The sequence below is a fragment of the Thauera sp. AutoDN2 genome (assembly GCF_051280715.1).
Lineage (GTDB): Bacteria > Pseudomonadota > Gammaproteobacteria > Burkholderiales > Rhodocyclaceae > Thauera.
In genome coordinates this window covers 33,765-47,359 of record NZ_JBNCAR010000017.1, presented here as the reverse complement: position 1 = coordinate 47,359, position 13,595 = coordinate 33,765, and the positions used below count along the sequence as shown (strand labels likewise).

Annotated in this window: 13 protein-coding genes and 1 riboswitch; of the genes, 2 read left to right on the top strand and 11 right to left on the bottom strand. The window is 64.2% G+C overall.

Annotated features, from left to right (window positions below):
- Positions 1-5: 5 nt before the first annotated feature.
- Positions 6-1,127, bottom strand: coding sequence for a GDP-mannose 4,6-dehydratase (gene gmd / locus ACPT9U_RS10785; RefSeq protein ID WP_435750926.1), 1,122 nt, complete (start codon positions 1,125-1,127; stop codon positions 6-8).
- Positions 1,128-1,292: 165 nt separating this feature from the next.
- Between gmd and ACPT9U_RS10780 the strand changes: the two genes are divergently transcribed.
- Positions 1,293-1,691, top strand: coding sequence for a DUF6165 family protein (locus tag ACPT9U_RS10780; protein WP_435750925.1), 399 nt, complete (start codon positions 1,293-1,295; stop codon positions 1,689-1,691).
- Here ACPT9U_RS10780 and ACPT9U_RS10775 read toward each other — a convergent pair.
- From ACPT9U_RS10775 to cobU, 10 genes are all read right to left on the bottom strand, one after another.
- Positions 1,673-2,632, bottom strand: a complete 960-nt coding sequence (locus tag ACPT9U_RS10775) for a glycosyltransferase family 9 protein (RefSeq protein WP_435750923.1) — start codon at positions 2,630-2,632, stop codon at positions 1,673-1,675. The genes ACPT9U_RS10780 and ACPT9U_RS10775 overlap by 19 nt on opposite strands.
- A complete protein-coding gene (locus ACPT9U_RS10770) occupies positions 2,586-3,869 on the bottom strand; it encodes an O-antigen ligase family protein (RefSeq protein ID WP_435750922.1) in 1,284 nt (427 codons plus the stop codon). The genes ACPT9U_RS10775 and ACPT9U_RS10770 overlap by 47 nt, the downstream gene beginning before the upstream one ends.
- A gap of 1 nt (position 3,870) precedes the next feature.
- Complete coding sequence (locus tag ACPT9U_RS10765; RefSeq protein ID WP_435750921.1) at positions 3,871-4,944, bottom strand: glycosyltransferase family 10 domain-containing protein; 1,074 nt, start codon at positions 4,942-4,944, stop codon at positions 3,871-3,873.
- A gap of 10 nt (positions 4,945-4,954) precedes the next feature.
- Positions 4,955-6,028 carry a glycosyltransferase gene (locus tag ACPT9U_RS10760; protein ID WP_435750920.1) on the bottom strand — a complete coding sequence of 358 codons (1,074 nt, stop codon included), beginning with the start codon at positions 6,026-6,028 and terminating at the stop codon, positions 4,955-4,957.
- Positions 6,018-7,148 carry a glycosyltransferase family 4 protein gene (locus ACPT9U_RS10755; protein ID WP_435750919.1) on the bottom strand — a complete coding sequence of 377 codons (1,131 nt, stop codon included), beginning with the start codon at positions 7,146-7,148 and terminating at the stop codon, positions 6,018-6,020. The genes ACPT9U_RS10760 and ACPT9U_RS10755 overlap by 11 nt, the downstream gene beginning before the upstream one ends.
- Before the next feature lie 88 nt (positions 7,149-7,236).
- Positions 7,237-8,139 (bottom strand): mitochondrial fission ELM1 family protein, encoded by a 903-nt coding sequence (locus ACPT9U_RS10750; RefSeq protein WP_418364548.1) that lies wholly within the window; start codon positions 8,137-8,139, stop codon positions 7,237-7,239.
- Between the two features lie 13 nt (positions 8,140-8,152).
- Positions 8,153-8,731 carry an alpha-ribazole phosphatase family protein gene (gene cobC, locus ACPT9U_RS10745; RefSeq protein ID WP_435750918.1) on the bottom strand — a complete coding sequence of 193 codons (579 nt, stop codon included), beginning with the start codon at positions 8,729-8,731 and terminating at the stop codon, positions 8,153-8,155.
- An 8-nt stretch (positions 8,732-8,739) separates the two neighbouring features.
- Positions 8,740-9,519 carry an adenosylcobinamide-GDP ribazoletransferase gene (locus tag ACPT9U_RS10740; protein WP_418364550.1) on the bottom strand — a complete coding sequence of 260 codons (780 nt, stop codon included), beginning with the start codon at positions 9,517-9,519 and terminating at the stop codon, positions 8,740-8,742.
- Between the two features lie 36 nt (positions 9,520-9,555).
- A complete protein-coding gene (cobT, locus tag ACPT9U_RS10735; RefSeq protein WP_418364551.1) occupies positions 9,556-10,614 on the bottom strand; it encodes a nicotinate-nucleotide--dimethylbenzimidazole phosphoribosyltransferase in 1,059 nt (352 codons plus the stop codon).
- A 107-nt stretch (positions 10,615-10,721) separates the two neighbouring features.
- On the bottom strand, positions 10,722-11,270 hold the full coding sequence (gene cobU, locus ACPT9U_RS10730) for a bifunctional adenosylcobinamide kinase/adenosylcobinamide-phosphate guanylyltransferase (RefSeq protein WP_418364552.1): 549 nt from the start codon (positions 11,268-11,270) through the stop codon (positions 10,722-10,724).
- 91 nt (positions 11,271-11,361) lie between these two features.
- Positions 11,362-11,597, top strand: a riboswitch (cobalamin riboswitch).
- A 132-nt stretch (positions 11,598-11,729) separates the two neighbouring features.
- On the opposite strand from cobU, the gene ACPT9U_RS10725 reads away from it, so the two are divergent.
- Entirely contained in the window at positions 11,730-13,568 is a 1,839-nt protein-coding gene (locus ACPT9U_RS10725) for a TonB-dependent receptor domain-containing protein (protein ID WP_435750917.1), read from the top strand.
- Positions 13,569-13,595: the final 27 nt, after the last annotated feature.

Here is a 13,595-nt window from a genome sequence, read left to right as displayed (position 1 = left end):
GAGGTTCAGTTCTCGGTGGCGACCTGCACGTCGTGCCCGTGCGCCTTCAGGAATGCATGCCGCTGTGCCACCTTGAGGTCTTCCGCGACCATCTCGGCGCACATCTCCTGCACGGTAATCTCCGGCGTCCACCCGAGCTTGTCCTTGGCCTTGCCCGGATCGCCGAGCAGGGTCTCGACCTCGGCGGGGCGGAAGTAGCGCGGATCGACGCGCACGATGATGTCGCCCACCTTCAGCGCGGGAGCGTTTTCCCCCTCGATATGCTCGACGACCGCATGCTCTTCCACGCCCTTGCCCTCGAAGCGCAGCGCGACGCCCAGCTCCGCTGCCGACCAGCGGATGAATTCGCGCACCGAATACTGCACGCCGGTCGCGATCACGAAGTCTTCGGGCTGGTCCTGCTGCAGCATCATCCACTGCATGCGCACGTAGTCCTTGGCGTGGCCCCAGTCGCGTAGCGCGTCGATGTTGCCCATGTAAAGGCAGCTTTCCAGACCCTGCGCGATGTTGGCCAGTCCGCGAGTGATCTTGCGCGTGACGAAGGTCTCGCCGCGGCGCGGGCTCTCGTGGTTGAACAGGATGCCGTTGCAGGCATACATGCCGTAGGCCTCGCGGTAGTTCACCGTGATCCAGTAGGCGTAGAGCTTGGCCACCGCGTAGGGGCTGCGCGGGTAGAAGGGGGTGGTCTCCTTCTGCGGGATCTCCTGCACCAGGCCGTAGAGCTCGGAGGTGGAGGCCTGGTAGAAGCGCGTCTTCTTGTCCAGGCCGAGCAGGCGGATGGCTTCGAGCAGGCGCAGTGTGCCCATGGCGTCGACGTCGGCGGTGTATTCGGGCGACTCGAAGCTCACCGCCACGTGCGACTGCGCGCCGAGGTTGTAGACCTCGTCGGGCTGCACCTGCTGCAGGATGCGGGTGAGGTTGGACGAGTCGGTGAGGTCGCCGTAGTGCAGGACCATGCGCGGGTTGAGCGTGTGCGGGTCCTGGTAGAGGTGGTCGATGCGCTGGGTGTTGAAGCTCGAGGCGCGGCGCTTGATGCCGTGGACTTCGTAGCCTTTGGCGAGCAGGAATTCGGCAAGGTAGGAGCCGTCCTGGCCGGTGATGCCGGTGATGAGGGCTGTCTTGGTCATTGGGTTCTCTTCCGGTTCGGTGCGCCGAGGCAGAGGCGCGTCTGGGGTCATGCGCTAGAATCCATGCCTCGGGTGATCGATGCGATTATCCCATCTCCAAGGGCCGGCCTGCCGTGAAACGTGTGTGGTAAGGCGGCGTCAATTGCTTGAACAGGAAGAGAAACGATGAGTAAGGGTTCGCTGCTGATCGAGGTGGGTGCAGGTGAGGTGATCGACAAGATCACGATCCTGAAGATCAAGGCCGAGCGGATGACCGATGCGGCAAAGCTCAAGAACGTGAATCATGAGTTGTCGGTTCTGAGCGCTGCATGCGCTCAGAACCTGACGGCGACGCCTGAGCTTGCGCGCCTCGAGGGGGAGTTGCGCGCGGTCAATGAGACCCTGTGGGTGATCGAGGACGACATTCGCGCATGTGAGGCGGTGCGCGACTTCGGGCCGAAGTTCATCGAACTGGCGCGCTCGGTGTACATCCAGAATGACAAGCGTGCGGCGATCAAGAAGCAGATCAACGAGCACTGCGGCTCCAGCATCGTAGAAGAAAAGTCCTACACCGAGTTTTCCTGAGCGGGCAGTTTTCTCAGAATTGCGTCGAGGACGGTCTGGACGGAGAGTTCGGCCAGGTTGGCAACCTCGATGGCCCCGAACTCGCCGCGACAGATGCCCGTGCGTGCAGCGCTTGTGTGCGGTCCGAACAAGGCGAGGCCAGGTTTGTCGAGGCACGACGCAACGTGGCTCGGTCCGGTGTCGTTGCCGACGACGAAGCATGCGTCCTTCAGCACGCCTGCCAGCTCGAACCAGTTGAGAAAACCGTTCGGGCCGAGCAGGGTGTGGCCGGGAATGCGCTTGCACAGTTCGATCTCGTCGGGACCAGGCGCCATCACGATGTCGTATCCTCGCGCGATGAGCGCTGCCGCCAGTTGGTTGTAGTAGGGCCAGCGCTTCTGTGGATGCCGGGCGGCGCAGCCCGGAATGAGGGCAATGTAAGGGTGGCGCACGCCTGCTTCGATGAGCAAGGTGTTCACATCATCGGCCATCCAACCCACGTTGGGCCGGATACATTCTGCAGGCTCGACCCCTGCTCGCCTCAGTTGCGCCACATAGCCATCAATTGCCGAAGCGGGACAGTCGCCCGCGGCGCGCCCGCTCCAGATCGCGTTCCTCAGAAAGAAGCGGCGATAGAGATCGGTGCGATCGGTCTTCTGCAGATCGAAAACGCGGTCGAAGGCTTCGGTTTTCAATGCGGTGCGCAGGGCCCACAGGGCGTTGAGCTTCCAGAGTGGCGCGCGGTTATCGATCAGAATGCGGTCGATATGCGGACAGCGCGCCATGAGTTTTCGAAAAGGTGCGGTTGTCAGCAGCACGGTTTCAGCGTGTGGGAACCGGGCGCGGATGTCGCGCAATGCGCCGTCCGTTTGCACGATATCGCCAAATGCGCCGTGGCGGATAAGGAGGATTTTTTCAGCGGAGGGCGAAGGCTTGCGAGCGTTTGTCGGCATGAGCGTCATGCGGATGGGTTTCTGACGGTGGGCGATGGGCTGGGCCTGGCGCGTTCACAAGGTGCGCCAGTACCGCGAGGAAAAGCATGGCATAGATGTTGAATTCACGCGACGCGTAGGAAATGCTGAACTGTGTTTGAACCAGCACTGCGCACGTTGCGGACAACAAAAGCCCAGCCTGGAGGCGCTGTTTCTGGGGCAGCGAGCTCCACGCCCGGATGGGGCCTGCCAGTGAGATGCTCAGTACGAGTATGAGGGTGCCGACGCCAACAAAGCCGGTTTCATACCAGGCGTCCAGCCACAGATTGTGTAGGTGCCTCACGGCATGGCCGTCGAGGCTGGCGATGCTGACGACCTCTTGATAGCGCTGCGCATTGCCCATTCCGACGCCAAACCACCGATTTTCAGGCGGGCTCTGAATCGCTTGCAGCCACAATGTAAGGCGTCCGCTGCTGAATTGGTCCAGCCTTTGAAAGAGATCCCCACCGTTCTCCAGGCCGCGCAGCAGGGTTTCGCCATTCAGGGCGACGGCCAGTGCGATCAGGGCAATGCCTGAGGCCACGACCTGTAATGCGGAGAGCCTGATAACCAACAAGAACAGCACCGTCGAGGCTGCAAGAAAGCCGATCAAGGTTGTACGCTCGTCCGCAAAAATGACCATGCCAGCCGTTAGTGCATAAAGTGTCATCGCCGTAATCAGGCTGCGCGCCCCATGTCGTGTGCCGATGCAGCATCCGACCAGGAAAGGCGCAAAGATGACGAGGTCCACGGTACGCAGGTCGAGGCGCGGGATGAAGTCTTCGCTGGTGAAGACTGTCTTCACGAGATCGATATAACAAGCCGCGAGCGCGGCAAGCGCGCCGATGGTGAAGGCGCGGAAGAGTTGGGTGATTCTTCTGGGGTCGTCCCGCAGGACGGCATAGGTGATTGCGCCGGTGCCCATGAAGAGCAGGACCATCGCCCAGGCCTTGATAGCACGAGCTGTATCTTCAGCAATAAAAATGCTTGGCGCATACGCGCATCCGAGCAGCGCGAGGAACTTGCCGCCGTCAACCAAATCCTTGCGCCGAAGCTGCGACAGGGAGAGCAACGCCCATAGCGTGTAGCCAAAGAACAGCGTATTGAACAGCCCTCGTCCCCCAATGTTGGCGACGGGGAAGAACGCTGGAGCCAGCCAACCCAGCCTCAAGAAAGCGGACTGGAGTGCCGCCAGCCTGGTCGAAGGATTTTTCCGTATCACGACCATCTCATGCCTGCGCGGCCTGACTCAGGTTCTTTCTTGATCTAAGGCGGACATGGAGTTTTTCCAGAACGAATCCAAGCGCGGCGACCGGGTGCCGCTTGCGCCAGGCATGTCGCCCGTACAAGGTACTGGATGCGCTTGTACTGCTGATGGCCTGTCTGGCGCTGGCTCCTGTTGTCTCAATGATCCGGGTGATTATCGCGAATAGATTTTCGTGCTCGAGTACGCGGTGCCGGGCTTCATCGATGGCGCGCAAACGTATCTCCCATTCATTGTTACGGATGGCCTCGATGATCACGCGAGCGGCACCATCGGCGTCGTGAATGTCGAGCGGGATGAAGCTGTCGGCCGGGAAGTAGTCTGCAGCGTTCGGTGCGCCGGCATAAAATGGCAGGCAGCGCCCTAGAAATGCATCGGTGAGCTTTTCCGTGATGTGGTGCGGGGCGATGTGATTTTCGATTGCGATGTGATAGCGGAAGGGATGCAACGCATCCGCTTTATCGTCCATCGGAATGGCACCACGCCCAAACAGAGTGACATCAGATAGCAACTCGGTCAGGCGTTTGATGAATTGGAAGCGCTGAGCATGAAGCGTATGTGTTTGCTGCTTGGGTGAAAAAACGCAGGATAGATCGTGGACTTTGTCTTCGAAGCTGGGGCCTGCCCGCATCTCGGCATACGATTTCCAGTGCTTCTGCCCGCTCCCGTAAAACCAGTGATTGGCTGCGTGCTGGTAGTGGCGGCAGGCGTGGGGTAGGGCCCACTCAGGTTGACTGGTGAGGACATGGCCGAACTGGGCAGTGTAGCCTTTACCGTATGTCTTGATGCTCTCCGGCTCGGTAGTGATCAGCAAGGTGTCTTGCGGGTTGCAGCGCAAGTTCTCGACAGCCTGGTCGCGACCTTGTCCCGCTTGCGGAGGCAGGTCGTCATAAACGACGAGCCAGTCGTATGCGTCCGCATCGCGTGCGAAGGTGAACTGGCAACTTCCCCAGCGCATTGTTGGATTGCTGAAATAGCGAAGCCATTCGCCCGGGTTGAGGCGGCTGAGGAATTTGACGATCGTCGTTTCGCGTTGCATGCGTAGTAGATCAGAAAAGTTCTTTGTAAATCGAGAGTGTTCTTTCGAGCATGTTGTCCAGGGTCAACTGCGTGCTCGCATGGGTGAAGGCTGCCTCGAATGTCGTCTTGAAGGCATCAAGATCGGTGAGTGCGTACTGGATCGTGCTGGCCAGCGCGCTAGGGTCCTCCACATCGTACAGTGCTTGCGCAGGCAGCAACTCCGGCATGACGCCGACGCGGGTTGATGCCACGGGTAGATTCTGCTGGAGCGCCTCGATCAGTACGTAGGGGCAGCCCTCATAGCGGGACGAAATGACCATCAGGTCGGCGCTGCGCACGTACGGCAGGACGTCGTGCTGATGTCCAGCGAGCCGAACTCGGTCGGTCAAGCCTCTGTCGGCAATCAAGCTCTCTAGCCTGGGGCGTTCAAAGCCTTCGCCTAGAATTAGAAGGTATGCGTCGATCTTGCTCCATGCCTCGATCAGAATGTCAAAACCTTTGACAGGGACCAAACGGCCCACTGCTATGACACGCTTGCCGCGCGGCGCATTATGCCAGGCCCCGTCCGATGCCTGGCTGTGATCATCCGAAGGCGCGATACCGTTATAGACGATGCGGATGCCGGGATGTTCGAGGTTTAAGGTGGATACCTTGCTGACTGCGATGACGCGCTCGAATGCGCGAAACATGCGAACGTTCTTCTTCCGGCTATGCAGGGTTGCCACGCTGTGGACCTTGAGCAGCGGAAGCAGGCTGCCAATCATGCTGGCCGCCTTGTTGCCATGTGCGTGCACGAGATTCGGGCGGGTTTGTCTTATGGTGCGCCAGAGCTGGAATAGCGCAATCGGGTTTCGCCGGCTGCCTGAGAATACAAAAGGCATGAATGTGATGTCTTGTGCGAAACGCACGCCGTACATCGGATCCGCAATAACGCAGACCTGGACACCTTCCTTTTTGTGGCGCATCAGGCCGTTTGCCAGCTCGACCACGTGCTTTTCGAGGCCGCCTTCACCGTACCCGGCCATGATGATGGTTATTTTCAATGTGTTATCGATCCTTAGAACGCCTCGGGTCGATTGGCCTGATGCGTGTTCAGATTGCATGGAGGCTGCGATAGAGTTCAATTGTCTGCGCCTGCATGCGCTCTAGCAGGAGGCGATCATTGGGCCTCGCAGCGGGCGTCCGGTTGGTGAGTACGTCCGCAGTTCGCTTTGCGGCAGCCTCGACATCTCCCTTCGCCACCGCCCCATGCGGAAACAGCTCCCCCAGAATCTCCGCCACCCCCCCATGCGCATACCCCACCACCGGCCGCCCCATCGCCAGCGGCTCCAGCACCGTGCGCCCGAACGACTCCGGTGTGCTCGACAAGCTCAGCACGCAGTCCGAGATCGCATAGATTTCGCGGACGTCGCTTCGATGCCCGGTGAACACGATCCGCTCGCCCAGCCCTTCCGTCTGCACGCGCTCACGGATCTCCTTCGCGTAGCCCGGCCGCTTCGGATCTTCGCCGCCGACGATCAGCCCCACCACGTCCAGCCCTTCGCCAACCAGCTTGGCAACGAGGCTGATGAAGTCGTGATGTCCCTTCAGCCGCGTGAGTCTCCCCGGCAGCGTCAGCACCTTGCGCTGTCCGATCTGCGGAAACTCGGCGCGGAATCGTTCCAGCCACTCTTCCGACGGCCGGTAGTCGCGCGGAAACTCCGCCGGGTCGATGCCGCGCGGGATCACCGTGATGCGCTCGTCGGCCAGGTGCGGCCAGCGCGACGGCGGATAGTTCGTACGGATGTAGTCGCGCACCGTGTCGCTGACTGCGATCACGCGCTCGCCCGCGCACATGATCGCGCTGTAGCGGCTCACCGAGTGCATGCCGTGCACCGTGGTGACGAAGCGCGGACGGGTCTGCGCCGGCATGCCGCGCCACGCAAGCCACGCCACCCAGGCGGGCATGCGCGAGCGGGCGTGGACGATGTCGAAGCGCTCCTGCTCGAAAAGTCTGCGCAGCGCGCGGTACTGCAGGAAGGTGGTCGGCGACTTGCGCCCGAGGTCGCGCGCGATGTGGCGCGAGCCTTCGCGCTGCAGCTGCTCGACCAGCCGCCCGCCTTTCGACAGCACCACCGATTCATGCCCGGCCGAAACCAATGCGCGCGCAATCTCCAGCGTGCCGCGCTCGACGCCGCCGCTGTCGAGGGCGGGGAGGAGTTGAAGGACCTTCAGGGGTTTCATCGCGAAGGCCGCATATGTGCGGCGTGTTCGTTGGCGTCGGGCATGGCGCGATTGTACCTGCGCGCTGGATGCAGGTTGAGCGTGGCGGCTACCCCGGCCAGCGCGACAGCATGAGCCCGGCCACACGATCGGCTTCGCACAGGCGAGTCTGCGGAACGAGTAACAGAGCCTTCCGCTCCCAATCCGCAAACGGGGTGACGAAGCCCTCGCGCTGCAGTTGCGCCACCCCTGCGGTGATCCGCGTTTCGCCCTGCCGCGGCACCGAGAGCAGCCCGGTAGCTGCGCCGGCGGTGAGGCTCTCGTACACCATCGAGACGCTGTCCTCCGTGACCCAGGCTTGCGCACTGCGCGCAACCTGTTCCATCGCCCAGCCGGACGGCGTGTCGCGCACCGGGCGTACGTCCACGCCGCGTTCGCGCAGGGCGAGCAGCGCCGACTCGGTGTCGGCCGGCGTGCGGCGTGAGGTGGTCAGCGTCCAGCGCATCCCTGGTGTGGCGGCGAGGATGGCGTCGATTTGCGCGAGCAGGTCGGCACTGTTCCAGCCGTGGTGCTTGGACGGCCCGCCGATCAGGAACAAACCCTTGTCGACTTCGCGCTCGCGGCTGGGGCGGGCGGTGTTGAGCACGCCGCGGGTGGCGATGATGTTGGCACGCTCGGGCGGATGATCGTGCTGCGGGATCACGCACAGGTCGAACCAGCCCAGTGGCAGGCTGGGCCGCATCAGCGCGATGAGCTTGCCGCCGTGCGCGCGTCGTGCGGCAAGGCCGGCGAGGTGGGTGCGATGGCCGGCGACGAGGATGAAATCCGGGTCGGGCAGTCCCGCGCCCGCCGGGAAGTGGCCGCCCAGCCACTGCCACAGCGCGCTGTGCCCGGCCGGGGCGTCGATCCAGTGCGCCTCGACCGCCGCGCGCGCAGCAAGCGCCTGCGCCAGCCCCTGCAGTTGGCTGCGATGGCCGGGCTTGTTGTCGGTGATGAGCCAGAGGGAAGTCATCGGGGCTTCACCTTCATCCTCGGTTGAACCACTTCAGCACCACGCCCCAGCTTTCCATGTCGATCCGTGTCACCTGTCCGCAGCCGAAGTCCAGTCCCAGCCAGCGCTCGGGCGGCAGGCCGAGGAGGTGGCCCGCGATGACGCGCAGCGGGCCGCCGTGGGCTATGACGACGAGGTGTTCGGGCGCCGTGCCTGGAAATACCCTATTTCCAGATTCTTGCCTGATCTCGTCCAGCCATTGCAGCACCCGTGCCGCCATCTCACGCGGCGACTCGCCGCCTGGCGCGCGAAAGCCGAGCGGGTCGGCGGCCCAGTCGTCGATGGCGCTGCCGATGTCGGCAAAGCTGCGGCCTTCCCACTCGCCGAAACAAATCTCCTTGAGCCGGTCGTCGAGGTGCGGCCTTCCAAGTGCCTCCGCGAGCAGGCGCGCACGCGCGAGCGGGCTGGCGTGCAGCGTGAAAGTGTCGGGCAGCAGCGGCCGCAGGCGGGCGGCGACCTCGGCAGGGCATTCGGCCAGGCCGAGATCGGTCTGCCCGTAGCAGGTGCCGGGCTCGACAGCGGGGCGGGGGTGGCGGATGAGGTGAAGTTGCATGCGCGGTTTCAGGTGGTCAAGGGGGTGCCGATGGCGGTGAGCACCCCGATATAGCACGCCAGCTCCGCCGCCTGCTGCACCGCGCCGAGCAGGTCGCCAGTGTGGCCGCCCAGGCGGCGCAGGAAGAGGCGGGCGAGCCAGAGCGTGACCAGTGCGGCGAGGATCAGCGACCCGGCCGCGGGCGCGAGGCCGAGCCCTGCCAGAGGCAGCAGGCCGAAGACTGTTGCGAATGCCAGCTCGCCGCGCGGCAGCCGCTTCGCCACGGTCCGCGCCTTGGCACTGTCGTCCTCACGTGCGTAGGGCAGGGCGTGCAGCACGCCGACCGCAGCCAGGCGCGACAGCGCGTGCGCGGCGATCAACGCGGCGGCGGCTGTCGTGGGCGAGATGGCAGCGAGCTCGATCAGCGCTGCGGCCTTGGCCAGCAGCATCAGCACGATGGCGATGGCGCCGTAGCTGCCGATGCGCGAGTCCTTCATGATCGCGAGGATCTGTGCCTTCTCCCAGCCGCCACCGAGGCCGTCACAGGCGTCGGCAAAGCCGTCTTCATGCAGGGCACCGGTCAGGCGAACGGTGAGCGCCATCGAAAGAATGACCGCGAGGCTGACCGGCAGCAGCGAGGTGAGTACGAGCAGCGCCGCGGCGCCGGCGCATCCCACCACCCAGCCCACCAGCGGCAGCCATGCGGCGGCGTGCGCGAGCCGCTCCGGCACCCATTCCACCCAGGCGGGCACGGGCAGCCGGGTGAAATAGCCCAGCGCGGTGAAGAAGCGGGCGAACTGCTCGCGCATGGCCGCGTTCCGGGGGCGTGAAAACCGTTTGCGCGCTTAGGTCGCCGGACCTTGGTCGCTCACCCCGGCCGACTCGAAGCTTGCCATGTCGTTGAGGAAGTTGACCGCGGCCTGCACCAGCGGCAGGGCGAGAGCGGCGCCCGTGCCTTCGCCGAGGCGCAGGTCGAGCTCCATCAGCGGTTGGGCGTCGAGATAGTCGAGCTGCACGCGGTGCCCCGGCTCCTGCGAGCGGTGCCCGAATATGCAGTAAGACAGCACGTTGCAGGCGATGGCATGTGCAGCCAGCAGGGCGGAGGTGACGATGAACCCATCAACCAGGATCAGCATCCGCTTTTCCGCTGCACCGAGCATTGCACCGGCCATCATCGCAATCTCGAAGCCGCCGTACTGGGCCAGCACCTCCAGCCCGTCGTGGTGTCGGCCGCCGCGTTCGAGCGCCTGCGACAGCAACTGGCGCTTGCGGATCAGCCCGGCGTCGTCCAGCCCGGTGCCGCGCCCGGTCACGCTGTACAGATCGCCGTCGCGGGCCGCGCCCACCAGGCAGTGGGTGATCAGCGAGGCCGAGGCCGTGTTGCCGATGCCCATCTCGCCGAAGGCGACACAGTTGCAGCCGTTGTCCGCCAGCGCATGGGCGAGTTCACGGCCGCGCTGCAGGGCGGCGTCGCGCTGGCCGGGCGTCATTGCGGGCTGTTCGATGTAGTTCGCGGTGCCCGGCGCGATCTTCGCGTCGATCAGTCCGGTGCGTTTGCCGAAATCGTGATTCACCCCGGCATCGACCACGGTGAGCCCCCAGCCCATCTGCTTGCTGAACACGTTGATGGCGGCGCCGCCGGCGAGAAAGTTCTCTACCATCTGCCAGGTGACGTCCTGCGGAAAGGCCGATACGCCCGCCTTTGCCGCGCCATGATCGCCGGCGAACACCACCATGTGCGGCTGGCGGATCTCGGGTGTGAGCGTCTGCTGGATGAGGCCGATCTGGTGTGCGAGCGGCTCCAGGCGCCCGAGCGCGCCGAGCGGCTTGGTCTTGCGGTCGATCTTGTGTTGCAGCGCGGCGGACAGCAGCGGGTCGGGCGGAACGATGGCGAAGGGTTTCATGGTGACAAGCTTGGTCGGTTGGACGGGATGTTCATCGTGGACGGGGGCTACGCAGCCGCATGGAGTGCAGCACACGCGTCCGTCCTGGATGTCGTGCGGCTTGCAGTTTAGCCCTGCTTCAGCACCAGCGGCAGTCCAGCGGCGACGAAGACAACCCGTTTGCATAGGGTGGCCACTGCCTGGTTGAGCCGTCCGGCCTCGTCGCGAAACAGCCTGCCAAGCTGGGTTTCGGGCACCAGCCCCAGCCCAACCTCGTTGGCGACGAGGAGAATGCGGCCGGGCAATGCGGGCAAGGTGGCGAGCAGTCTCTCGCGCTCGCGGCGAAAGCGCGGCAGCTCGTCGGCGTCGGCTCCGGGTGGCAGGTGCTCGGCGTCGATCAGCAGGTTGGTGACCCACAGCGTCAGGCAGTCCACCACCAGACAGCGATCGGGTGCGGCTTCGCGGCGCAGTGCATCGGCCAGCGCCACGGGCGCCTCCACCGTACGCCAGCCCGCGGGGCGGTCGGCCTGGTGGCGGCGGATGCGCGCGGCCATTTCGTCGTCGAGGGCTTCGGCGGTGGCGATCACCGTCACCGCAAGTCCGGATCCGGCGGCGCGCCGTTCGGCTTCACGGCTCTTGCCGGAGCGTGCGCCGCCGAGGATGAGTTCACATGTCATTGTCGTGGTTTGGTTTTCCGCTCGTCGTGCGGATTCTTTTTGCAGTGCACGATACCGCCTCGTACGGTATCATCCGCCCCCACTGCCCCGGAAGGGGCAACGCGTTATCGGTGCCCGCGGGCGTATCTCGCCCAGGGTTAAACGGGAAACAGGTGCGCGGCCCTTCGCAAACGAGGCCGCAATGCCTGTGCTGCCCCCGCAACGGTAAGTGCGCGCAAGGTGTGTCCTGCAGCCACTGGGAACATTCCCGGGAAGGCGACTCACCCGTCCGGCCATCAGGCCGGCACAGCGCACGAGCCCGGAGACCGGCCGGAACGCGGAATGGCGGATGTGCCGCGGGGTGGCGGCGACGGGCGCGGTTTGTCTTGCTCTCTTCGGTTCTACCTGCCTCGTGGTGCGTCCATGTGAAGTTGCCATGGCGTGCGGGGACGCACGGTGTGGCGAAGGGAGAGCCCTACGATGAATATCCGCTTCTCCGCGCTGGCTTCGGCTGGCGCGCTGTGCTGTTTCACCCTGCCGGCCGTTCATGCCGCCGATGCCCAGTTGGGCCATGTGGTCGTCACGGCCACCCGTCAGCCGGTCAGTGCAGATGCCGCGCTCGCGAGCGTCGACGTGATCGAACGTGACGAGATTGCCCGTGCCGGTCATTCGAGCCTGCTCGGCCTGCTGGCGTCGCGGCCGGGGGTGCAGATGGCACGCAATGGCGGCCCTGGATCGAGCGGAAGCGTCTATATTCGCGGCGCCAACGCCGGGCATACGCTGTTGCTTGTGGACGGTGTCCGCATCGGCTCGGCGACCAGCGGCTCGCCGGTGCTGGAGACCATCCCGCTCGAGATCGTTGAGCGCATCGAGATCCTGCGCGGCCCCGGCAGCGCACTTTATGGTGCGGATGCGCTGGGCGGCGTGATCCAGGTGTTCACCCGCAAGGGCAAGGAGGGCTTCCACCCCTCGGCGCGCGTGGGTGCCGGCAGCGACGGCGCACGTGAAGCCAGCGCCACGCTGGCTGGCGGTGCGGGTGTCCTGCGCTATAGCGTGACCGCTGGGCATGAGCGCAGCGACGGCTTTAATGCGCGCACGCCGGTGCTGTCCGTGAACGACCGCGACGACGACGGTTTCCGCGAGGATTACCTCAGCGCCTCGCTGGCGCTGGACCTGGGCGGCAACGACGAAATTGGTGCCAATGTGCTGTATTCCGACATGCGCAACTGGTATGACGCAGCTCAGCCCTTCGATTCCCATCTGGACAAACGCGCGGAATCCTATGGCATGTATCTGCGCAAGCAGCATTCGTCCGATTGGGTCAGCACCCTGCGTTTCGGCCATGGCGTCGATGCGCTCGAGAACCAGTCGAATGCCGGCGCGCGTTCCCGCTTCGACACGACACAGCGTCAATTGAGTTGGCAGCACGATATTGCGCTCGGTGGCGGCTCCTTGATGGCGGCCTACGAGTTCCTGCAGCAGCGCGTGCAGACGACGACCCACTACGAGAGGACCCGGCGCCATATGAACGCCTTCCTGCTCGGCTGGGGCGGCGAGTTCGATCGCCACCGCGTGCAACTCAATGCACGTCACGACCGCAATTCCCAGTTCGGCAGCAAGACCACCGGAACAGCGGCCTACGGCTACGAGATCACGCCGGAGTGGCGCGTCCATGCAAGCATCGGCAATGCGTTCAAGGCACCGACCTTCAATGATCTCTATTACCCCGTAGAGTGCTATCCGGTGTGGGGTTGCTTCGGCGGGAATCCGGCGCTCAAGCCGGAGGAGGCGCTCAATCGCGAGATCGGTGTGGCCTGGGAGCGCAATGACCTCAGCCTGGGGCTGACCTACTTCAACAATCGCATCCGAAACCTGATCGATTGGAGCAGCGGTGTGGCGGCGAACGTCGGCCGGGCAGACATCGAGGGGGTGGAAGCGAGCCTGGGTGCCATGCTCGGGCAGTATCGCGTGCGTGCCAGCGTCGACCTGCTCGATGCGGAGGATCGGCAAACCGGCGACGAGCTCGGCCGTCGTGCGCGCATCAGCGGTGCGCTTGCGCTGGAAAGGCTTGCAGGCGCATGGACCTGGGGCGTGGAGTGGAATGGGAAAGGGCCGCGTTATGATCGGGTGCCCAATGCCCCTGCCGGTCGCATGGGGGGCTATGGCCTGGTCGATGCGTACGTGCACTACGCCGTGGCGCCTGACTGGAGTGTGGAAGTTCGCGCCAACAACCTGCTCGACAAGGACTACGAACTTGCCAAGGGGTACGGAACACAGGGCCGGAGCGTCTTCGTGGCACTGCGCTACGCCATGCACTGATCGCCGATGCCTGCAATCGCGCTACGT